Source organism: Agromyces sp. CF514 (genome assembly GCF_900113185.1).
Classification (GTDB): Bacteria; Actinomycetota; Actinomycetes; order Actinomycetales; family Microbacteriaceae; genus Agromyces.
Genome location: NZ_FOZD01000001.1, coordinates 216,888 through 237,680, shown reverse-complemented (window position 1 = coordinate 237,680; position 20,793 = coordinate 216,888). Strand labels below are relative to the sequence as shown.

19 protein-coding genes and 2 tRNA genes are annotated in these 20,793 nt (G+C 67.7%); 8 read left to right on the top strand and 13 right to left on the bottom strand.

The features are described from left to right. Position 1 precedes the first annotated feature (1 nt). The 5 genes from BM342_RS01090 (at position 2) to pknB (ending at position 7,614) form a co-directional block, all read left to right on the top strand. Positions 2-1,234 (top strand): PP2C family protein-serine/threonine phosphatase, encoded by a 1,233-nt coding sequence (locus BM342_RS01090; RefSeq protein WP_177232005.1) that lies wholly within the window; start codon positions 2-4, stop codon positions 1,232-1,234. 91 nt (positions 1,235-1,325) lie between these two features. Beyond that, positions 1,326-2,660: an FtsW/RodA/SpoVE family cell cycle protein gene (locus tag BM342_RS01085; RefSeq protein ID WP_092966345.1), complete on the top strand. Its 1,335-nt coding sequence runs from the start codon at positions 1,326-1,328 to the stop codon at positions 2,658-2,660. After that, positions 2,657-4,114 carry a peptidoglycan D,D-transpeptidase FtsI family protein gene (locus tag BM342_RS01080; RefSeq protein ID WP_092963695.1) on the top strand — a complete coding sequence of 486 codons (1,458 nt, stop codon included), beginning with the start codon at positions 2,657-2,659 and terminating at the stop codon, positions 4,112-4,114. The genes BM342_RS01085 and BM342_RS01080 overlap by 4 nt, the downstream gene beginning before the upstream one ends. Continuing rightward, positions 4,111-5,838, top strand: a complete 1,728-nt coding sequence (locus BM342_RS01075; protein ID WP_092963694.1) for a protein kinase domain-containing protein — start codon at positions 4,111-4,113, stop codon at positions 5,836-5,838. The genes BM342_RS01080 and BM342_RS01075 overlap by 4 nt, the downstream gene beginning before the upstream one ends. Before the next feature lie 81 nt (positions 5,839-5,919). Further along, a complete protein-coding gene (pknB, locus tag BM342_RS01070; protein WP_143109717.1) occupies positions 5,920-7,614 on the top strand; it encodes a Stk1 family PASTA domain-containing Ser/Thr kinase in 1,695 nt (564 codons plus the stop codon). A gap of 89 nt (positions 7,615-7,703) precedes the next feature. Here the strand turns inward: pknB and BM342_RS01065 are convergent, their stop codons facing one another. From BM342_RS01065 to BM342_RS01060, 3 genes are read right to left on the bottom strand one after another with little or no spacing between them, the layout of a single operon-like run. After that, on the bottom strand, positions 7,704-8,345 hold the full coding sequence (locus BM342_RS01065) for an anthranilate synthase component II (RefSeq protein WP_092963692.1): 642 nt from the start codon (positions 8,343-8,345) through the stop codon (positions 7,704-7,706). After that, positions 8,342-8,500, bottom strand: coding sequence for a hypothetical protein (locus BM342_RS19730; protein ID WP_177232004.1), 159 nt, complete (start codon positions 8,498-8,500; stop codon positions 8,342-8,344). Before BM342_RS19730 ends, BM342_RS01065 begins: the two co-directional genes overlap by 4 nt. Continuing rightward, positions 8,501-9,325: a class E sortase gene (locus BM342_RS01060; RefSeq protein ID WP_255368444.1), complete on the bottom strand. Its 825-nt coding sequence runs from the start codon at positions 9,323-9,325 to the stop codon at positions 8,501-8,503. A 71-nt stretch (positions 9,326-9,396) separates the two neighbouring features. Between BM342_RS01060 and BM342_RS01055 the strand changes: the two genes are divergently transcribed. Next, positions 9,397-9,636 carry a cell division protein CrgA gene (locus BM342_RS01055; RefSeq protein ID WP_092963691.1) on the top strand — a complete coding sequence of 80 codons (240 nt, stop codon included), beginning with the start codon at positions 9,397-9,399 and terminating at the stop codon, positions 9,634-9,636. A 139-nt stretch (positions 9,637-9,775) separates the two neighbouring features. Here BM342_RS01055 and BM342_RS01050 read toward each other — a convergent pair whose 3' ends face one another. Continuing rightward, positions 9,776-10,639: a rhomboid family intramembrane serine protease gene (locus BM342_RS01050; protein ID WP_092963690.1), complete on the bottom strand. Its 864-nt coding sequence runs from the start codon at positions 10,637-10,639 to the stop codon at positions 9,776-9,778. A gap of 7 nt (positions 10,640-10,646) precedes the next feature. Next, the gene (locus tag BM342_RS01045; protein WP_092963689.1) at positions 10,647-11,186 is read right to left on the bottom strand and encodes a peptidylprolyl isomerase; all 540 of its coding nucleotides are present in this window, start codon (positions 11,184-11,186) and stop codon (positions 10,647-10,649) included. A gap of 119 nt (positions 11,187-11,305) precedes the next feature. Here BM342_RS01045 and BM342_RS01040 point away from each other — a divergent pair, with 119 nt between their 5' ends. After that, the gene (locus tag BM342_RS01040) at positions 11,306-11,827 is read left to right on the top strand and encodes a hypothetical protein (RefSeq protein WP_092963688.1); all 522 of its coding nucleotides are present in this window, start codon (positions 11,306-11,308) and stop codon (positions 11,825-11,827) included. A 564-nt stretch (positions 11,828-12,391) separates the two neighbouring features. Beyond that, a complete protein-coding gene (locus BM342_RS19365; protein WP_143109716.1) occupies positions 12,392-12,643 on the top strand; it encodes a hypothetical protein in 252 nt (83 codons plus the stop codon). 232 nt (positions 12,644-12,875) lie between these two features. Here the strand turns inward: BM342_RS19365 and BM342_RS01030 are convergent, their stop codons facing one another. From BM342_RS01030 to recF, 8 genes are all read right to left on the bottom strand, one after another. Then, a complete protein-coding gene (locus BM342_RS01030; RefSeq protein WP_092963686.1) occupies positions 12,876-13,343 on the bottom strand; it encodes an NUDIX hydrolase in 468 nt (155 codons plus the stop codon). Between the two features lie 111 nt (positions 13,344-13,454). Next, positions 13,455-13,527 (bottom strand) — tRNA-Ala (locus BM342_RS01025). A 41-nt stretch (positions 13,528-13,568) separates the two neighbouring features. Then, positions 13,569-13,642, bottom strand: a tRNA-Ile gene (locus BM342_RS01020). Positions 13,643-13,717: 75 nt separating this feature from the next. Next, positions 13,718-14,122: a DUF3566 domain-containing protein gene (locus BM342_RS01015; RefSeq protein WP_092963685.1), complete on the bottom strand. Its 405-nt coding sequence runs from the start codon at positions 14,120-14,122 to the stop codon at positions 13,718-13,720. 6 nt (positions 14,123-14,128) lie between these two features. After that, positions 14,129-16,651 (bottom strand): DNA gyrase subunit A, encoded by a 2,523-nt coding sequence (gyrA, locus tag BM342_RS01010; protein ID WP_369823146.1) that lies wholly within the window; start codon positions 16,649-16,651, stop codon positions 14,129-14,131. Between the two features lie 100 nt (positions 16,652-16,751). Then, entirely contained in the window at positions 16,752-18,767 is a 2,016-nt protein-coding gene (gene gyrB, locus BM342_RS01005) for a DNA topoisomerase (ATP-hydrolyzing) subunit B (RefSeq protein ID WP_092963683.1), read from the bottom strand. Between the two features lie 123 nt (positions 18,768-18,890). After that, positions 18,891-19,388, bottom strand: coding sequence for a DciA family protein (locus BM342_RS01000; RefSeq protein WP_092963682.1), 498 nt, complete (start codon positions 19,386-19,388; stop codon positions 18,891-18,893). Next, positions 19,381-20,688, bottom strand: coding sequence for a DNA replication/repair protein RecF (recF, locus tag BM342_RS00995; protein ID WP_092963681.1), 1,308 nt, complete (start codon positions 20,686-20,688; stop codon positions 19,381-19,383). Before recF ends, BM342_RS01000 begins: the two co-directional genes overlap by 8 nt. Positions 20,689-20,793: the final 105 nt, after the last annotated feature.

The window sequence follows — 20,793 nt, the reverse complement described above, 5'->3', positions numbered from 1 at the left end:
CATGGTGTCGATCAAGGCGAGCGCCGCGGTCTCGCACGTCGGACGCATCCGCTCCAACAACCAGGACTCCGGGTACGCCGGCCGACGGCTGTTCCTCGTCGCCGACGGCATGGGCGGGCACGCCGGCGGTGACGTCGCGAGCGCGATCGTCACCCAGCGCGTCGCCGACGCCGACGCCGACTACCAGTCCGCTCCCGAGGCCGCCGCCGCGCTCGAGGGCGCCCTGATCTCGGCCAACCGGCGACTCGCCGAGACCGTCGCCGAGCACTCGGAGCTCACCGGCATGGGTACCACCGCAAGCGCCCTGTTGCTCCATGAAGACCGCGTGGTCATCGCGCACATCGGCGATTCGCGTATCTACCTGCTGCGCTCGGGCGAGCTCAGCCAGATCTCCACCGACCACACGTTCGTGCAGCGGCTCGTCGACGCCGGTCGGATCACCGCCGAAGAGGCCATGGTGCACCCGCGCCGTTCCGTGCTCATGCGCGTGCTCGGCGACGTCGAGGCCTCACCCGAGATCGACTCGATGGTGCTCGACACCAGGCCGGGCGACCGCTGGCTGATCTGCTCCGACGGGCTCTCCGGCGTCGTGTCGTTCGACGACCTGCACGAGCAGCTGTCAGCCGACGCAGGCGCGAAGCAGGTCGCCGACCGGCTCGTGAAGGCCTCGCTCGACGGCGGTGCGCCCGACAACGTGACGGTCGTGATCGTCGACATCGGCGATCCGCCCGCACCCGCGACGCCGCCGCTCATCGTGGGCTCCGCGGCCGCGCCGCTCGCCTTCGGGGCGCCGTCCGAGCCGGTTCGTGCCCGCCCGATCCGCCTCACGCCGTTCCGTCCGCACCCGGTGCAGGAGACCCACTTCGAGCCCGACTCCGAGGACTTCTTCGACGAGATCCTCGAAGAGGACGCCCGGCGCCGACGTCGACGCCGCTGGGTCTGGGGCTTCTGGATGTTCGCGCTGATCGCGGCCATCGTCGCGGTCGTCGTGCTCGGCTACCAGTGGACCCAGACCCGCTACTACGTCGGCGAGTCGAACGGTCGCGTGGCCATCTTCCAAGGCATCCAGCAAGACCTCGGACCCTTCTCGCTGCACGAGCTCTACCGCGAGACCGCGGTCGACGTCTCCGAACTGCGAACCTACGACCAGCAGCGCGTCGAGAAGACGATCACGGCCGGGTCGCTCGCCGATGCGATGAAGATCGTGTCGCGATTGGAGGAGTCCCTTGAGTGACGACGGCTTCGGCGGACGCGCGGGCGCCGGTACGGCCGCCACCGGTCAGGCCCCCACGAGCACGCCGCCGACCGGCATCCGTCGCATCCGGATGCCGCAGCGACTGCGCAACCTCGAACTGTGGCTGCTCCTCATGGCCTGCGTCATCAACGCCGGTGCGATCGTGCTCGTGCAACTGGGCGCGCTCGGTCGCATCGACACCCAGTTGGTGCTGCTCGGCGCCGGACTCTCGGTGCTGGTGTTCGGGCTGCACATCGCGATGCGGTTCGTCGCGCGCGACGCCGACCCCTTCCTGCTCCCGATCGCGACCCTGCTCAACGGGCTCGGCATCGCCATGATCTACCGCATCGACATCGCCGACGGCGAGACCGGGTGGCAGAGCGCAGCGGTCCGTCAGATCGCGTGGAGCGCGATCGCGATCATCTGCGCCATCGCGACGATGCTCCTGATCCGCAACCACCGGGTGCTCTTCCGCTACACCTACGTCGCCGGATTCGTCGCGATCATCCTGCTCATGCTGCCGCTCGTGCCCGGACTCGGACAATCGCGAGGCGGCGCACGGGTGTGGATCGGCATCGGCGACATCGCCACGTTCCAACCGGGTGAGATCGCGAAGATCGCCCTCGCGGTCTTCTTCGCCGGATACCTCGTGCGCAACCGCGACTCGCTCTCGATGGTCGGCAAGAAGTTCCTGGGCATGCGGTTCCCGCGCGCCCGCGACCTCGGCCCGCTGCTCATCGTGTGGGCGCTCTCGATGAGCGTCATCGTGTTCCAGCGCGACCTCGGAACCGCGCTGCTCTACTTCGGCCTGTTCCTCGTCATGCTCTACGTCGCGACGAGCCGGCTCTCGTGGGTCGTGCTCGGCCTCGGGCTGTTCATCGCGGGCGCCCTCATCGCGAGCCAAACCCTCGACTACGTCAACAACCGCTTCCAGAACTGGCTCGACCCGCTGAGCGACGCCCGGTACAACGCCGATCCGGGCGGCAGCTACCAGCTCGTGCAGGGCTTGTTCGGCTTGGCCAACGGCGGCCTCATCGGCACCGGATGGGGGCGCGGCAGCCCCGAGCTCACGCCGGTGCCGCAGAGCGACTACATCATCGCCAGCCTCGGCGAGGAGCTCGGCCTCGCGGGCCTGTTCGCGATCCTCGCGCTCTACGTGCTGCTCGTCGCGCGCGGGTTCCGCATCGGCTTCGCCGGCCAGGACGACTTCGGCAAGCTGCTCGGCGTCGGCCTCGCGTTCGTGATCGCCCTGCAGGTCTTCATCGTGGTCGGCGGCGTGACGCGCGTGATCCCGCTCACGGGCCTGACCACACCGTTCCTGGCCGCGGGCGGTTCGTCGCTCGTGGCCAACTGGATCATCATCGCGCTGCTCCTGCGGTTGTCCGATACGGTCCGCAACCATCCGAGGCTGGTGATCGACGGATGAATCGCGAACTCAAGCGCGTCAGCATCTTCGCCCTGCTGATGTTCGTCGCCCTGTTCGTCTCGACGACGGTGATCCAGTACTTCAGCGCCGATTCCCTGGCGGCCGATCCGCGCAACGCGCGCACGCTGTACGCCAGCTATTCGGTCGAACGCGGCCCGATCCTCGTCGGCGGCACGCCGGTCGCGTTCTCGCAGCCGTCCGACGACGACTACAAGTTCCTCCGCGTCTACCCGAACGGCCCGCTCTACGCGGGCATCACGGGGTACATCCCCGTGAACGGCGAGGCCACCGGACTCGAGAGCTCGCTGAACGACTACCTGAGCGGACAGTCGTCGTCGCAGTTCTTCGACAAGATCAACCGCCTGATCTCCGGCCAGGACCCGATGGGTGCCTCGGTGGATGTCGCGATCGACCCGGTCGCCCAGCAGGCCGCCTGGGACGCCCTCGGCGACTACTCCGGGGCCGTCGTCGTGACCGAGCCCGCGACCGGCCGCATCCTCGCGATGGTCACCAAGCCCACGTTCGACCCGAACTCGATGGTCGTGCACGACGGCGCAGAGGTCCAGGCGACGTACGAGGGACTCCTCGCCGACCCGAGCGAGCCGCTCATCAACCGGGCGACCGGCGGCGACATGAACCCTCCCGGCTCGGTGTTCAAGCTCGTCGTCACCGCCGCCGCGCTCGAGTCGGGCCGCTACACGCCCGAGAGCACGTTCCCGAACCCCGGCACGCTGACGCTTCCCGGAACCGACTCGGTCGTCATCAACTCCGGCGGCGGCACCTGCGGCAGCGGCGGCAGCACCGTCACCCTCGCGGACGCCCTGCGGTTCTCGTGCAACATCCCCTTCGCCGAGCTCGGCATGGAACTCGGCGACGACGCGATCCGCGAGCAGGCCGAGAAGTTCGGCTTCAACCACGAGTTCGAGATCCCCACCGCGACCGAGGCCAGCGTCTACCCCCGCGGTCTCGACGAGCCGCAGACCGCGCTCAGCGCGTTCGGACAGTACACGGTGCGGGCGACCCCGCTGCAGATGGCCGTGGTCTCCGCCGCGATCGCCAACGGCGGCATCGTCATGAACCCGAACCTCGTCGACCAGATCACGGCGCCCGACTTCACGCCGCTGCAGGAGTTCGAGACATCCGAATTCGGCCGGGCGATCAGTGAGGATACCGCCAAGACCATGACCGAGATGATGGTGAACGGCGTCGAATCCGGGGCCGCGAGTAATGCAAGAATAGACGGCGTCAGCGTGGCCGGTAAGACGGGTACAGCGGAGAACGGCGAGGACGACCCTTACACCTTGTGGTTCACCGGTTTTGCCCCCGCAGACAACCCTCAGTATGCGATCACGGTACTCGTGGAGGATGGCGGGGGACTTGGTCAGGAGGGGTACGGCAATCTCATCGCCGCACCCATCGCAAAGCAGGTACTAGAGGCGGTGCTGAACAAATGAGACCGAGCGCAGGGCTCACCTTCGGGGGGCGCTACGAACTGCAATCCCGCATCGCGATCGGCGGGATGGGCGAGGTGTGGCAGGCCACCGACCTCGTCATCGGCCGACAGGTCGCGATCAAGATCCTGAAGGACGAATACCTCGGCGACCCCGGGTTCCTCGAGCGCTTCCGCGCCGAGGCCCGTCACGCTGCGCTCGTGAACCACGAGGGCATCGCCAACGTCTTCGACTACGGCGAAGAAGAGGGCAGCGCGTACCTCGTCATGGAGCTCGTGCCCGGCGAGGCGCTCTCGACGATCCTCGAGCGGGAGCACGTGCTCTCGACCGACAAGGTGCTCGACATCGTCGCGCAGACCGCGAACGCGCTCCAGGCGGCCCACGCGGCCGGCCTCGTGCACCGCGACATCAAGCCCGGCAACCTGCTCATCACGCCCGACGGGCGCGTGAAGATCACCGACTTCGGCATCGCGCGGATCGCCGACCAGGTGCCGCTCACCGCCACCGGTCAGGTCATGGGCACGGTGCAGTACCTCTCGCCCGAGCAGGCATCGGGTCACCCGGCCTCGCCGACGACCGACATCTATTCGCTCGGCATCGTGGCGTACGAGGCCCTCGCGGGCCGTCGTCCCTTCACGGGCGAGTCCCAGGTCGCGATCGCCATGGCGCAGATCAACGAGACGCCGCCCGACCTGCCCGTCACCGTCTCCGAGCCCGTGCGCAACCTCGTGTACGCGTGCATCGCCAAGAACCCCGCAGAACGACCGCAGACGGCCTCCCACCTCGCCAGGGCCGCCTCCGCGCTGCGTCGGGGCGACGTGCAGGGCGCCGCAGTCGCAGTGCCCGCCGTGCTCGGTGCCGCAGGCGCCACGGCCGCCACGATGCTCATGCCGCAGCAGGGCGCCACCGCGGCGACGACCGTGCTCGCCACCGGCGAGGCCGCCCCGGGCGACGAGACCGCCGAAGAAGAGGCCGAAGAGAAGAAGCGGAGTCCCTGGACCTGGCCGCTCATCGTCCTCATCGCCGTGCTCGCGATCGTGCTCATCGGCACGATCATCGCGCTCTCGCTCAACAACGGCGGCGAGAAGACCCCCTCGACGTCGAAGCCTCCCACCTCGCGAAGCGCTCCGCCGAGCTCGGCCCCGCCGACGTCCGAGGCGCCGACGACCGCGCAGATCAACGCCGCCGATTTCGTGGGTCTCTCGGTCGACGACGCCCGAGCCAAGCTCGGCGAGCTCGGCATGGTCGCGAACGGTGTCGAGGGCAACCCCGCGGCCGATCCGTCGGGCACGGGCATCGTCTACGAGGTGAACCCGACCGGACCGGTGCCGATCGGTGCCGAGGTGACGGTGACGTACTACGCGGCTCCTGAGACCCCGGCAGCGCCGGGTGCCGCGCCGAACGTCTCCCCGTCGTCCGCTGCTCCCGGAGCATCGATCCAGGTCTCCTGGCCGAGCGCGCAGTGCCCGGCCGGCCAGACCCGCTCGGGCTACCAGGTGAACGTCGACGGGCCGGCTTCGGCGGCTCCGCCGCTCGGTGCCGACGCCACGAACGTGACGATCACGGTGAACGCCGATGCCGCCGACGGCGCGGTCATCAACATCAGCTACCTGTACTTCTGCGGTGCCCTGAGCTCGGCCGCCTCGCCTGCCGCCCAGGTCACCGTCGACGCACCCGCGGTGGAGCCCGACCCCGACGGCACCGGTACCGGCACCACCAACAACTGACGCCGATCCGCCCGCCTCTCCGCAAGGCGGGCGGATCGCATCGCATCGACCGCGACTGAACGAGAGAGGAACCGCGCGCACGTGACTGACGAAGGACAGATTCTCGCCGGGCGCTACCGCGTGGGCCAGCTCATCGGGCGAGGCGGCATGTCGGACGTGCACGAGGGCCAGGACACGCGTCTCGGTCGCCAGGTCGCGATCAAGCTGCTGAAGCCGCAGCTCGCCACCGACCCGGCGTTCCGCATGCGGTTCCGCCAAGAGGCGCAGTCGGCGGCCCGGATGGCGCACCCGACGATCGTCCGCGTGTTCGACGCCGGCGAGGAGACCGTCGCCGACGCGTCGGGTCACGAGGTGCAGCTCCCGTTCATCGTGATGGAGTTCGTCGAAGGCCGCCTGCTCAAGGACATCATCCACGACGGGCCGCTCGAACCCGCGGCAGCCGTTCGCGTCATCGACGGCGTGCTCACGGCGCTCGAATACTCCCACCGCGCCGGGGTCGTGCACCGCGACATCAAGCCCGGCAACATCATGATCACCACCACCGGCCAGGTGAAGGTCATGGACTTCGGCATCGCCCGCGCCGTTTCCGACTCGTCGACGACGGTCGCCCAGACGACGGCGATCCTCGGAACCGCCTCGTACTTCTCGCCCGAGCAGGCGAAGGGCGAGACCGTCGATGCGCGCACCGACCTCTATTCGACGGGCGTCGTGCTCTTCGAGATGCTCACGGGACGCCCCCCGTTCCGTGGCGATACCCCGGTCGCCGTGGCCTATCAGCACGTCAGCGAGCGCCCGGTGAAGCCGAGCGTCATCAACCCCAAGGTCTCGCCTGCACTCGACGCGGTGGTCATGCACGCGCTCGTGAAGACCAGGGAGGGTCGATACCAGACCGCGGCCGAGTTCCGGGCCGACATCGACACCGCGGCATCCGGACGGATCCCGGTGCACCAGCGGTCCGACGAGTCGACCATGCTCTTCGGAGCGCCGACCGGTTCGCTCTCGACATCGGAGTTGGCCCTTCGCCAGCTCACCGAAGACGAGACCATGAACCGCACCCAGCGTCGCCCTCCGGCGGTCTGGATCTGGTCGGGCATCATCGGCGTCATCGTGATCGTGATCGCGGTCATGTACTGGGCCTTCAACCTGCAACCGACGGTCGAGGTGCCCTCCAACGCGCGCGAGGTTCCCGCGTTCGTCGACACCACGTACGAAGACGCCGTCGAGCAGTTGCAGCAACTCGGTCTGCCCGCAACGCGCATCGACGAGACGAGTCCTGATGTCGAGGCCGGTCTGGTGATCCGGACCGATCCGCCGGCAGGTGAGATCGTCGACGCGAACCAGCCGATCACGGTCTACGTGTCGGCAGGCCGTGAATCGATCAAGGTCCCCGATGCGCGGAACGCCACGATCGACACGGCCAAGAAGATGGTGACCGATGCCGGCCTGGTCGCCGGCTCCGAGACACGCACCACCTCGCCGACCGTGGCCGTCGACGTCGTGCTCGGCACGGATCCCGAGGCCGGCACCTCGGTCGAGTCCGGGTCGACCGTGAACTTCACGATCTCGAACGGCATGGTCACGCTGCCAGACCTCACCGAGCAGGCGCTCGACGCCGCCTCGTCGTTGCTGTCGGCGGAGAACCTGCAGCTGACGCCCGTTCCGAAGCCCGATGCCGGCTGCAAGGCCCAGCCCGGGTCGCCGGTGACGCATCAGTCGTTGGCGCCCGGCGACGTTCCGCAGCACTCCTCGGTCGAGCTCACGTACTGCGCGGGCTGACGCGCTGAGCCGTCGGTGAGGCGGAGCCTCACAGACGGTCGCGCTGCCCGATCGCGAGCCCGTCGGTTCGCGAGCGCTCGACCGCAGGGTCAGTCGGCAGCGCGCAACAGGGGATTCAGGCCGGCAGCCCGCTCGGGCGCCTCGGGGAGGCCCGCGACTGCGAGCCAATTGCCGAGCATGCGGTAGCCGCCCTCGGTGAGCACGGACTCGGGATGGAACTGCACGCCGTAGATGGGCGCCTCGACATGGCGGAGGCCCATGATGACCCCGCCGTGCGTACGACTCGTGACCTCGAGCTCGTCGGGCAGGGTGCCGTCGACGACGGCGAGCGAGTGATAGCGCGTCGCGGTGAACGGCTGCGGTACCCCGACGTAGAAGTCGCTCCCGTCGTGCTCGACGCTCGAGGTCTTGCCGTGCATGAGTTCCTCGGCGTTCGTCACGACGCCGCCGAAGGCCTCTGCGATCGCCTGGTGGCCGAGGCAGACACCGAGCAGCGGCGTGCCGGACTCGAGTGCAGCGCGCACGAACGGGATCGAGACGCCGGCATCCGAAGGCTTTCCGGGCCCGGGCGAGAGCAGCACGGCGTCGTACTCCGCGATGCGGTCGGCGACCTCGGCCTCGGGGAACGCGTCGTTGCGAAGCACTTCGGTCTCGGCGCCGAGCTCCTGCAGGTAGCCGTTCAGCGTGTAGACGAAGCTGTCGTAGTTGTCGATGACGAGGATTCGGGTCATTGGTCCACCGTGACGTCGATCGGGTTGACGATTCCGTCGACCCAGGGGAACACCCACGTGAAGAGGGCGTAGACCGCTGCCGCGATGAGCAGCAGCAGCAGGATGATGCGCAGCCAGACCGGGCCGGGAAGGACCCGCCAGAGAGCTCCGTACATTCAGGACCCCCAGGTTGCGACGATGTCGGCGATCTCGGCCGGCGGGCCGGCTGACGCAGGTTGCCACGCGTCGAGCACGCCGTAGGCGACGAGCCGCTCGGCCGTCGAGTAGAGCGGATTGCACGTCGTCAGCGTGATCAGGCGATCGGTCGGCGCCACCGAGGGCTGGCGCGGCACGGCGGCCAGCACGTCGACCGTGTCGGGCGTGACGTACTCGAAGTCACGGAAGCGGTACGTGTACCAGCCGTCCTTCGTCTGGATGTAGATCGGGTCGCCGAGCTGGAACTGCTCGATCTCGTGCATGCCGCCGCCGTACGCGCTGCGGTGCGACGCGATCGCGAAGTTGCCGACCTGGCCCGGCATCTGCGTTCCGGGATAGTGGCCGACGCCCGTCTCGAAGCTGTTCAGCACGTCGAGCCCGTAGCCCTCGGCGATCTGGCGCACCGAGTCGTGGGTTCCGGGCGAGTCGAATCGTGGCACGTACATGACCGCGAACGCCTCGCCGTTCGGATAATCGGCCGGCCCGACCACGGGCTCGCCGTAGTCGGCGGGAGCCGGTGCGGGTGCATCGCCGCGCTCGGCGCGGGCCTGCTCGGCCCAGTCGGCGCTCTGGGCGGATGCCGCGGCCGACTGCTGCCCGGCCATGATCGCGTCGTTCCACCAGAGTTGCCAGCCGAGGAACAGCAGGATCAGCACGCCGGCCGTGAGCAGCAACTCGCCGATCACGCCGACCACGCTCACGCGGTGTCGCGGCTTCGCGCCGTCGGCCTGGGCGTTGCTCGGCCCTCGGTCGCGGCGTCGGCCTTCGGACGGCGACTCGGACATGGGGTCGATTCTATTCCGCCGGCGCAACGCTCGGCTGTGAGTCCCGCGCCGTCTCGGATAGAATCACCCGCATGGCACGTACGAAATCATCGAAGCCCGCACGAGCGGAGCAGGCGAGCGGCGAAGAAGCGCCGAACCCGGTCTGGTTCAAGCCCGTCATGTTCGGCTTCATGCTGCTCGGACTCGCTTGGATCATCGTCTTCTACGTGAGCCAGGGCAAGCTGCCCATCGCAGACCTCGGCTCGTGGAACATCCTCATCGGCTTCGGCATCGCGTTCGTCGGCTTCCTGATGACGACGCGCTGGCGCTGACCGGCACCACTGATCTCACTCGAACGGGCGGATGCGACATCCGCCCGTTTCGCATGCCCGCGCGCGCATGCTGCGGCTCACCCCGTCGCAATTACACGCGTGTAACTCTCTCCCCAGTTGTGGAGAGAGATGTGGACAACTAGAAGGCGCCGATCTTCCAGGTGGCCACGAGCCAGCCGATCGCGAGCAACGCCACCGTGAGCCCGATGAGCAGGCCGATCTGGATGCCGAGGCGGGCGCGCGAACGCGTCTCGAGGAGCACGAGACCCACGAGCGCGCCGCCGATGAGGCCGCCGAGATGCGCCTGCCATGAGATGTTCGCGCCTGGGATGAATCCGATCGCGAGGTTGACGGCCAGCAGGATGTAGAGCTGGGTCATGTTGCCGCCCAGCCGTCGCTGGATGACGACGAAGGCGCCCATGAGCCCGAAGATCGCGCCGGATGCGCCCAGCACCTGGGACCCCGGGTCGGCGAACACCACGACTCCGATGGATCCGGCGATGCCGCTGATCAGGTACAACGCGAGGAACCGACCGCGGCCGAGCATCGGCTCGAGGAGACGCCCGAAGATCCAGAGCGTGTACATGTTCAGCAGGATGTGGAAGAGCAACGACGTCGAGTGCAGGAACACCGAGGTCAGGGCGCGCCACGGCTCGGGGAACACCTCGGTCATGAAGACCGGGCTGAAGAACAGGGCGTTCGTCACCCCGAGTCCGGGGATCCACTGCAGGAGGTACACGAAGGCAGTGATGCCGATGAGGGAATACGTGACCACGGGCGCACCACGATCCGCTGCCGAACGCAGGCGGGTGGAGGCCGCGGGCTTGGTCCGAGGCGCCGAAGCGCGCTGCTCGCGCATGCACTCGGGGCAGATCACGCCGACGGGCGCAGCGGTCTGGCATTCGCCGCAGACCGTGCGCCCGCAACGCTGGCAGAGCACGAAGCTCTGACGGTCGGGATGCCGGTAGCAGAAGTTCGCGCGTTCTGCGCCGGCATCCGTCACCTGATCGTCAGACCTGCTCGACGGTGACGCTCTCGATCACCACGTCGTCGAGCGGTCGGTCACGGCCGTCGGTCGGCACGGATGCGAGCTTGTCGACGATCGCCTGGCTGGCGGCATCCGTCACCTTGCCGAAGATGCTGTGCTTGCCCTGCAGCCAGGTGGTCGGTCCGACGGTGATGAAGAACTGCGACCCGTTCGTGCCGCGGCCGCCCTGGATGCCGGCGTTCGCCATCGCGAGCACGTAGGGCTCGGTGAAGTCGAGCTCGGGGTTGATCTCGTCGTCGAACTGGTAGCCGGGACCGCCGATGCCCTGACCGAGCGGGTCGCCGCCCTGGATCATGAAGCCGGGGATGATGCGGTGGAAGACGACGCCGTCGTACAGCGGGTCGTTGGTCTTCTGACCGGTGGTCGGGTGGGTCCACTCGATCTCGCCGGTCGCGAGGCCGACGAAGTTCTTGACCGTCTTCGGCGCGTGGTGGCCGTAGAGGTCGACCTTGATGGGTCCGAGGTTGGTGTTGAGCGTCGCGACTGCGGTGTGAATCGGCATTTCTTTATTCTGTCACGCGTGGATTCGTCAAGGGGAATGCACGTTTGCGACTCTCACCTCGCTTCCAGCTGTTTCGGTGGCAAGATGGAGTGATTCGCTGCACATCGATGGAGGGTCAGATGAGCCTGTCACGCAAGCGCCAGAAGGAACTCAAGCGGCTGCGCGCCACTGCTGAAGATCTGTGGGGAGATCAGCAGCAGGTACTCGATCGCGCGAACGCCGTCGCACGCGAGGCGAGCCGTCAGCTGAGCGCACTCCACCACGAAGAGGTCGTTCCGCGCGTGCGCTCCGGCTACGAGAGCTACGTGCGCCCTGGACTGAGCCAGGCCCGCGAGTTCGCATCGACCGCCGGAGACGGGGTCGAACGTGCACTCGGCTCCGCACTCGGATCGGTGCTCTCGATCGGCGACATCGCCAACGACACGCGAGTGCGTCGCGCCGTCGAGCGCGTCTCTCCCAAGGCGGTCGCACCTGCGGCCACGAAGAGCGGCCCGGGCTTCGGCGCCGTGCTCGCGATCGGCGCGGGCATCGCGGTCGCGGCCGGCATCGCCTACGCCGTCTGGCAGACCTTCCGAGCCGACGACGAACTCTGGGTCGCCGATGACGAGCCCGGTCCTGCGCCGTCGTCGCCCGCCCTGTAACGCTTCAGAGAGGTGAAAGGCCCCGCCATCGGCGGGGCCTTTCGCATGCCCGGAACACGCACGGGTCTCGGTGCTGACACTGATCTTCGAAGAATCCTGCGATTCGCACTTGCGCTCACTGTGAATCTCCCGGTAGGTTCGTGTCTCGGCGACAGCGCCACCGATTGAGAGAGGAGTTGAGTCCTATGAACAAGCTCACGTACACGCAGCCTCACACCGGATTCCTCCTCGTGTCTCCGGCCTGCTGAACCGCCCCGACCTCACCTGCTCCGGTAGGTGATCGTCCCTCCGCCTGATCAGGCGTGATGCGTTCGAACCGCGCGACTCCGGTCGCGACCAGGTTCGACTTCACCCGCTGATCATGCGCGGCCCTCGCCGAAGTCGGCGGATCGGCCACCCTCCCCCGCCGCGCGACGTCTCGTGCCGCCCGGCCACTCCGTGCCGTCCAGTCGGATGCGTGCTTCTTGCTCGCGCCCACCGGAGGCACTCGAAGGATCTCTCCGCGCGGTATCCAGCCGAGCGGATCCTCGATGCACCACCACTCCAACGAAGGAAATCATCACCGTGAATACCACGTCACTCACCGCCGCTCGCCCCGTTCCGGGTCGCGCGTCCATCTACCAACCGCGTGCCCTCGGGCTGCAGGAACGCGCCGCGCGTCGTCTCGGTCTGGCCCTGCTCGATTGGAGCCGACGCCGCGAGGCGCTTCGCTCCCCCGAGACCGTGCTGCTGCGCCGTCGTGCGGAGCAGGAGGCACAGCACGCCATGGCGGAGCTGCAGCGTCAGCTCGGCACGCTCGGAAGCCCGCTGGTCTAATGGCCACCGCAACCCACTCCGAGATTCGTCACGGATCGGATCCGGTTCATACCGAACCGGTCCGATCCGTGGCACTACCTCTGTCGAGGCAGGAACGCCCCCGGTCGAAGCACGCTCCTGTGAAGCAGGAACGCCACGACGGCACCGCGCCGAGAGCGAAGCGACCCACGTCGCTGCGTTGTCGGGACGGTGCCTTGTCACGCGCCGACCGATTCACGATCAGCGACCGGGTTCAGCGCAGCTCGCGCGCCTGCGGCCACAGAGGCGACGGCACGCCGTCGGCCGGTTCTTCGGCGTTCAGCTGCAGGGCGACGTCGACGAGGCTGACCGTCTTCAGCGAGCCCAACGCCTCGAGCGGAAACCATCGAGCCTCGTCGCTCGAGCCGCCGACCTCGTTCCGCAGCACGCCGCCCGTGACATGGGCGCGGTAGACGACCCGCATGCCGTAGAGGGGTGCGGTGCCATGCAGGCGCTTGCCCGCTGGAACGATCATCGTGTCGATGCCGAGCAGTCGATCGACGGCCGCATCGAAGCCGGTCTCCTCGCGGACCTCGCGCACCACAGTGGTCGCGGGGTGCTCCTCGCCCTCGACGCCACCGCCTGGAAGGGTCCAGGCCGATCTGCCGTGCTCGTTCCAGTGCGAGAGCAGGATCTCCCCGTCGTGGATGATCACGGCGTACGCAGCGATGCGGATGTCCATCCGCACACTGTAGCCGGTGCATCGGTGACCGTCTGGTACGGCAACCAGACGCAGGCCGAAGGACGGTACACGAAAGCCGGATCAGATCGCAGATCTGACCCGGCTTGACTGTGGAGCCTAGGAGATTCGAACTCCTGACATCCTGCTTGCAAAGCAGGCGCTCTACCAACTGAGCTAAGGCCCCGGATCGGATGCCGCCGGCATCCGGGTTGTGGAGTTGTGGAGTGGGGATACGAGGACTTGAACCTCGGACCTCTTCGTTATCAGCGAAGCGCTCTAACCGCCTGAGCTATATCCCCGTTTTCGGCCTTGGATAGGCTACATGACGATTCGCGAAACTCCGAATCGAGGCTGTTCCCCCGAGGCCGATGCCGTCAGTTGTTGGTGAAACCGACGAGGATTCCGCCGGTGATCTTGACGCTCAGGTTGTAGAGCACGGCCAGGATCGCGCCGAGCGCGGTGGTCACGACGAGGTTCAACAGCGCCGCGACGATCGCGAAGCCCATGACATTGCCGAGCGAGAGTACGGCCGTCAGGTCGGTGCCGGCGCCCGCGACATCCTGAACCAGGGAGTTCAGGTTCTCGAAGATGCCCGTCGAGCTGAGCACCGTGTGCACGAGGAACGTCACCACGATGCTCACGACCGCCAGGGCCACCGCGATGAGGAACGACAGCTTGACGGCCGACCAGAAGTCGACGTAGACCAGGCGCAGGCGAACTTGCTTCGCCTGCGGTCGGCGATTCGATTTGCGTGCGAGCTTCTCGGCAACGCTACTCATAGACGATTACTCCTCTCCCGTGGACTCGTCCGCATCGGTTTCTGCGGCGTCCTCCACGAGATTCCGTTCGGAATTCTTCGCGATCGCGATGATCCGGTCGGTCTCCGCGAACTTCGCGAAGACGACGCCCATCGTGTCCCTGCCCTTGGCCGGAACCTCGGCGACGTCAGAGCGTACCACCTTGCCACTGGCAAGAACCACAAGGACCTCGTCGGTGCGCGAGACGATCAGGGCACCCGCGAGATCACCCCGATCGTCGTTGAGTTTGGCGACCTTGATGCCCAATCCGCTGCGCTGCTGCTTGCGGTACTCCTCGATACGGGTGCTCTTCGCGTACCCGCCCTCGGTCACCACGAACACGTAGGTGTCCGACGGGCTGAGCTTCTGCCCGGCGACGTCGGCCGCGGCATCCGCACCGCTTTCGAGGTCATCGCCGTTCGAATGCGCGACGACGGATGCCTCGAGCAGGCTGTCGTCGCCACGGAAGCTCATGCCCTTGACGCCCGACGTCGACCGGCCCATGGGCCGCAGGGCCTCGTCGGTCGCCTCGAATCGGAGCGACATGCCCTTGCGGGACACGAGCAGGATCTCGTCGTGCTCGTCGGCGAGCATCGCCGAGACGAGCTCGTCGCCCTCGCGCAGATTGATCGCGATGACACCGCGTGCGCGGTTCGTGTCGTATGCGGTGAGCTCGGTCTTCTTCACCAGGCCGTCGCGCGTGGCGAGCACGAGGTACTGCGCCACCTGGTAGTCGCGGATGTCGAGGATCTCGGCGACCTGCTCGTCGGGCTGCAGCTCGAGGAGGTTCGCCAGATGCTGGCCCTTCGCGTCGCGGCCGCCCTCCTGAATCTCGTACGCCTTCGCGCGGTACACACGACCCATGTTCGTGAAGAACAGCAGCCAGTGGTGGGTGGTCGTGACGAAGAAGTGCTCGACGACGTCATCGGCCCGCAGCTGCGCGCCCTTGACGCCCTTGCCGCCGCGGTGCTGCGAACGGTAGTTGTCGCTGCGGGTGCGCTTGACGTAGCCACCGCGCGTGACGGTGACGACCATCTCCTCTTCGGGGATGAGGTCCTCGACCGACATGTCGCCGTCGAAGCCGGGCATGATCTGCGTGCGCCGGTCGTCGCCGTACTTGTCGACGATCTCGGCGAGCTCCTCGGAGACGATCGCGCGCTGCCGCTCGGGCGACGCGATGATCGCGCGGAAGTCGGTGATCTGCGCCTCGAGCTCGGTCGCCTCGTCGATGATCTTCTGACGCTCGAGAGCGGCGAGCCGGCGGAGCTGCATCTCGAGGATCGCACGCGCCTGGAGTTCGTCGATGACGAGCAGGTCGATCAGGCCGTCGCGCGCCTCCTCGACCGTGGGCGACCGGCGGATGAGCGCGATGACCTCGTCGAGCGCGTCGAGCGCCTTGAGGTAGCCGCGCAGGATGTGCATGCGCTCCTCTGCCTTGCGCAGGCGGAACTGCGTGCGACGCACGATGACGTCGATCTGGTGGTCGACCCAGTGCGCGATGAAGCCGTCGATCGAGAGCGTGCGGGGCACGCCGTCGACGATTGCGAGCATGTTCGCGCCGAAGTTCTCCTGCAGCGGGGTGTGCTTGTACAGGTTGTTCAGCACGACCTTGGCGACCGCGTCGCGCTTGAGCACGAGCACGAGGCGCTGTCCGGTGCGACCGGAGGTCTCGTCGCGGATGTCGGCGATGCCGCCGAGCTTGCCGTCCTTCACCATGTCGGCGATCTTGATGGCGAGGTTGTCGGGGTTCACCTGGTACGGCAGTTCGGTGACGACGAGGCAGGTTCGACCCTGGAGCTCCTCGACCGAGACGACCGCCCGCATGGTGATCGAGCCGCGACCCGTGCGGTAGGCGTCGTTGATGCCCTTGACGCCCAGGATCTGCGCGCCGGTCGGGAAGTCGGGTCCCTTGATGCGCTGGATCAGCGCCTCCTGCAGCTCCTCGCGAGTGGCCTCGGGGTGCTCGAGGTACCACTGGGCTCCGGATGCCACTTCGCGAAGGTTGTGCGGCGGGATGTTCGTCGCCATGCCGACCGCGATGCCGACCGAGCCGTTGACGAGCAGGTTCGGGAATCGCGCGGGCAGGATCGACGGCTCCTGCGTGCGGCCGTCGTAGTTGTCCTGGAAGTCGACGGTCTCCTCGTCGATGTCGCGCACCATCTCGAGCGCGAGCGGAGCCATCTTCGTCTCGGTGTATCGAGGGGCGGCGGCGCCGTCGTTGCCGGGTGAACCGAAGTTGCCCTGGCCGAGTGCCAGCGGGTAGCGCAGGCTCCACGGCTGCACGAGGCGCACGAGCGCGTCGTAGATCGCGGTGTCGCCGTGCGGGTGGAACTGTCCCATGACGTCGCCGACGACGCGAGCGCACTTCGAGAACGCCTTGTCGGGGCGGTATCCGCCGTCGTACATGGCGTAGATCACGCGTCGGTGCACCGGCTTCAGGCCGTCGCGCACGTCGGGGAGCGCACGGCCCACGATCACGCTCATCGCGTAGTCGAGGTAGGAGCGCTGCATCTCGAGCTGCAGGTCGACCTGGTCGATCCGGCCGTGGATGCCGTGGCCGCCGGTGGTTGCGTCGGCGCTGCCGTCGCCGCCCGCGGCGGGCTCGATCACATCAGATGTCAAGGAAACGCACGTCCTTCGCGTTCTTCTGGATGAAGTTGCGGCGGCTCTCGACGTCTTCGCCCATCAGGGTCGAGAAGATCTCGTCGGCGGCGGCCGCGTCGTCCATCGTGACCTGCAGCAGCGTGCGGGTCTCGGGGTTCATCGTGGTCTCCCACAGCTCTTGGTGGTTCATCTCGCCGAGACCCTTGTAGCGCTGCACGCCGTTATCCTTCGGGATGCGCCACCCCTTCGCCTGGCCCTCGACGAGCAGCGCGTCGCGCTCGCGGTCGGAGTAGACGTACTCGTGCTCGGCGTTGGTCCACTTGAGGCGGTACAGCGGCGGCTGCGCGAGGTACACGTAGCCGAACTCGATGAGCGGCCGCATATAGCGGAAGAGCAGCGTGAGCAGCAGGGTCGTGATGTGCTGGCCGTCGACGTCGGCGTCGGCCATGAGCACGATCTTGTGGTACCTGGCCTTGTCGGTGTTGAAGTCCTCGCCGATGCCGGCACCGAACGCCGTGATCATGGCCTGCACCTCGGCGTTCGCGAGGGCGCGGTCGAGCCTGGCCTTCTCGACGTTGAGGATCTTGCCGCGGAGCGGGAGGATCGCCTGCGTCTCGGGGTTGCGGCCCTGCACGGCGGAGCCGCCGGCCGAGTCGCCCTCGACGATGAAGATCTCCGAGACCGACGGATCCTTCGAGGAGCAGTCCTTGAGCTTGCCCGGCATGCCGCCGGACTCGAGGAGCCCCTTGCGACGGGTCGCCTCACGCGCCTTGCGCGCAGCGAGTCGCGCCGTCGCAGCCTGGATCGCCTTGCGGATGATCTCGCGAGCCTGCGTGGGGTTTCGTTCGAACCAGTCGCCGAGCTGGTCGGCGGTGACCTTCTGCACGAACGACTTCGCCTCGGTGTTGCCGAGCTTGGTCTTCGTCTGGCCCTCGAACTGCGGTTCGCCGAGCTTGACCGAGATGACCGCGGTCAGACCCTCGCGCACATCGTCGCCGGAGAGGTTCTCGTCCTTCTCCTTGATGATGTTCTTCTCGCGCGCGTACCGGTTGACGAGCGTCGTGAGCGCAGCGCGGAAACCCTCTTCGTGCGTTCCGCCCTCGTGCGTGTTGATCGTGTTCGCGTAGGTGTGCACCGACTCGGAGTACGCGGTGGTCCACTGCATCGCCACTTCGAGCGAGATGCGCCGCTCGGTGTCTTCGGACTCGAACGAGATGATCTCCTCGTTCACGACGTCGGACTTCTTCGAGCGGTTGAGGTACTCGACGTAGTCGACGAGGCCGCGCTCGTAGAGGAAGGTGTCGGTGCGCGGTGCGGCGGCATCCGATTCGTGCTCGGCGGTGTCTTCGAGGGGAACCTCGTCGTGACCGGCGCGCTGGTCGGTCAGGGTGATGCGCAGGCCCTTGTTCAGGAACGCCATCTGCTGGAACCGGGTGCGGAGCGTCTCGTAGTCGAACTCGACCGTCTCGAAGATGCCGCCATCGGGCCAGAACGTGATCGTGGTGCCGGTCTCGCCGCTCTCGCCGACCTGTGCCAGCGGAGCCTGCGGCACGCCGCCATCGCGATAGGACTGCGCCCAGACCTGTCCCTGCTGGCGCACCTCGACCTCGAGGTGGGTCGACAGCGCGTTGACGACCGACGAGCCGACGCCGTGCAGACCGCCGGAGACGGCATAGGCGCCGCCGCCGAACTTGCCGCCGGCGTGCAGCACGGTGAGCACGACCTCGACGGTCGACTTGCCCTCGGTCTTGTGGATTCCGACGGGGATGCCGCGGCCATTGTCGACCACGCGGACCGCGCCGTCGGGCAGGATCGTGACGTCGATGTTGTCGGCGTACCCCGCGAGTGCCTCATCGACCGAGTTGTCGACGATCTCGTAGACGAGGTGGTGGAGCCCTCGTGGCCCGGTCGATCCGATGTACATTCCGGGGCGCTTGCGAACCGCTTCGAGGCCCTCGAGAACCTGGATCGCATCGGCTCCGTATTCAGGCGCGCTCTCGGCCTTCGTCGGTTCCGCTGTCATGGGTGAATCGGGCTCCAAACCGTCGTACTGGCGACTCTCGATCCTATCAAACCGAGTCGCTCCAACAGCCGGGAAGCGCCGTTCTCAGACGATCTCGCACCTTCGGCGACCGAATTTGCCGTCTCAGCCGTAGGTATCGCGTGGACCGCGCCCTGGAATCGATCTGGGGCCCCTTTTCCAGGTGGGGGCGTCGGGTCCTTGGAAGCGGATGCTCTCGACCCCCGCCTCGGGGTATCGGTCGAGGATGCGCGTGACGAGGTCGGCGCGAAGCAGACGCAGTTGCGTCGCCCATGCCGTCGACTCGCAGCGAACCTGCAGCACGCCGTGCTCGACGCCGATCGGCTCGGAGTGCTGGGCGATCTCCTCGCCGGCGAGCGTCGCCCATGATGCGAGCAGTTCGTGCTGCGAGAGCGGTGCGCTCCACCCGAGCTGCGAGGTCAGTCCGTCGATCGCGTCGCCGAGCGGCCGCGGGTCGCGACCGGGCGTGAACGGCTCGCCGCCCGAGCGCTCGCGCACACGGCGGCGTGCGCGAGCGCCGCCAGTGCGCGGTTGGCCGCCGAAGACCTCGCGGAAATGCTGGTACACGCGCAGCGACTCGGACTCGGCCGGCTGGTCAGGCATCGGTCCCACCCCCAGTAGCAGCGGCCGGAGCTTCGGGCTCGGGTTCGGGTTGGTGTTCGGGTTCGGGCTCGGGCTCGGGTTCGATCGTGCCGTGGTCGATGCGGATCACCCGAGCGACGAGATGCTCGGGCACGTCCTCGAGCACGGCGGCTGTGACGAGGACCTGCTCGTAGTCGCCGATGGCAGCGGCCAGGCGTTCGCGTCGGGCACGGTCGAGCTCGGCGAACACGTCGTCGAGCACGAGCACCGGGTCGCCCGTGGCCGAATCACGGCGCAGGAGCTCAGCGGATGCCAGTCGCAGCGCGAGCGCGAACGACCACGATTCACCGTGACTGGCGTAGCCCTTCGCCGGCAGGCCGTTGAGCATGAGCAGCACGTCGTCGCGGTGCGGACCGACGAGCGTGACGCCGCGCTCGAGTTCCTTCGCGCGGAGCGTGCGGAGCGCGTCGGTGAAGCGCTGCTCGGTCGCCGAGACGGTGACCGCGACCGCGTCACCCGATTGACCCGTGCCGGAGCCCGGGAGTTGCGCGGCGACATCCGAATCGGGCTCGCCCCCCGACGTCTGCCTCCCGACTTCGCCGGCTTCAGCGTCGGGATCGGCGCCGTCGATCGAGAGCAGGGACCGCAGCGCCGGCGCATGATCGGCGTCGACGATGGACATGTACGCGGCCGCGAGCGGACCGGTGAGCTCGTCGACCAGCGCTGCACGTCTGTCGATGATCTCGGAACCGAACTGCACGAGACGCTCGTCCCAGATGTCGAGCGTGGTGAGCTTGTCGGCCGCGAGCCCGCGCGCCCGCGCGCTCTTCAGCAGCGTGTTGCGCTGACGGAGCACGCGGTCGTAGTCGGCCATCACGCCCGCGAGTCGCGGGGTGCGCTGCACGAGCAGTTCGTCGAGCAGCCGACGGCGAACCGAAGGCTCGCCGCGCACGATGGCGAGGTCTTCTGGCGCGAAGAGCACGCTGTGCGCATATCGCGGCAGGTCGCGGGTCTTCGCCGGCGACCGGTTGACCTGAGCGCGGTTCGCGCCCTTGCGGTTCAACTGGAGTTCGAGCAGCAGCTCGCGTTCGGCGTGGGCGAGCAGTGCACGGACGATCGCCGCGTCGGCGCCGGCTCTGATGAGGGCCTGGTCGTTCGACACCCGGTGCGAGCTCAAGGTCGCCAGGTAGCCGATGGCCTCGACGAGGTTCGTCTTGCCCTGGCCGTTGCGGCCGACGAACACCGTGGTGCCGGGGCCGAGCTCGAGTTCGGCGCGCGCGTAGTTGCGGTAGTCGGTCAACGAGAGCCGCACGACGTGCACTTGGGCTCCCTTCGACTGATCTCGATCAACGCTACCGGCGCCCGCCGACACCTCGGGGGCCCCGCGTCGCATCCGACGGACGGCGGCCGAACGGGCATCGGGTCG

What these genes read in the sequence shown, in the direction of transcription:
- BM342_RS19730 (WP_177232004.1), bottom strand. Translation starts at nt 8,500, where the DNA reads ATGTACGGAGCTCTCTGGCGGGTCCTTCCCGGCCCGGTCTGGCTGCGC.
- BM342_RS01030 (WP_092963686.1), bottom strand. Translation starts at nt 13,343, where the DNA reads ATGGACATCCGCATCGCTGCGTACGCCGTGATCATCCACGACGGGGAG.
- BM342_RS01080 (WP_092963695.1), top strand. Translation starts at nt 2,657, where the DNA reads ATGAATCGCGAACTCAAGCGCGTCAGCATCTTCGCCCTGCTGATGTTC.
- BM342_RS01015 (WP_092963685.1), bottom strand. Translation starts at nt 14,122, where the DNA reads ATGAGTAGCGTTGCCGAGAAGCTCGCACGCAAATCGAATCGCCGACCG.
- BM342_RS01065 (WP_092963692.1), bottom strand. Translation starts at nt 8,345, where the DNA reads ATGACCCGAATCCTCGTCATCGACAACTACGACAGCTTCGTCTACACG.
- BM342_RS01040 (WP_092963688.1), top strand. Translation starts at nt 11,306, where the DNA reads ATGAGCCTGTCACGCAAGCGCCAGAAGGAACTCAAGCGGCTGCGCGCC.
- BM342_RS01075 (WP_092963694.1), top strand. Translation starts at nt 4,111, where the DNA reads ATGAGACCGAGCGCAGGGCTCACCTTCGGGGGGCGCTACGAACTGCAA.
- BM342_RS01045 (WP_092963689.1), bottom strand. Translation starts at nt 11,186, where the DNA reads ATGCCGATTCACACCGCAGTCGCGACGCTCAACACCAACCTCGGACCC.
- BM342_RS01055 (WP_092963691.1), top strand. Translation starts at nt 9,397, where the DNA reads ATGGCACGTACGAAATCATCGAAGCCCGCACGAGCGGAGCAGGCGAGC.
- BM342_RS01085 (WP_092966345.1), top strand. Translation starts at nt 1,326, where the DNA reads ATGCCGCAGCGACTGCGCAACCTCGAACTGTGGCTGCTCCTCATGGCC.
- BM342_RS01090 (WP_177232005.1), top strand. Translation starts at nt 2, where the DNA reads ATGGTGTCGATCAAGGCGAGCGCCGCGGTCTCGCACGTCGGACGCATC.
- gyrB (WP_092963683.1), bottom strand. Translation starts at nt 18,767, where the DNA reads ATGACAGCGGAACCGACGAAGGCCGAGAGCGCGCCTGAATACGGAGCC.
- BM342_RS01060 (WP_255368444.1), bottom strand. Translation starts at nt 9,325, where the DNA reads ATGTCCGAGTCGCCGTCCGAAGGCCGACGCCGCGACCGAGGGCCGAGC.
- BM342_RS01000 (WP_092963682.1), bottom strand. Translation starts at nt 19,388, where the DNA reads ATGCCTGACCAGCCGGCCGAGTCCGAGTCGCTGCGCGTGTACCAGCAT.
- gyrA (WP_369823146.1), bottom strand. Translation starts at nt 16,651, where the DNA reads ATGCAGCGCTCCTACCTCGACTACGCGATGAGCGTGATCGTGGGCCGT.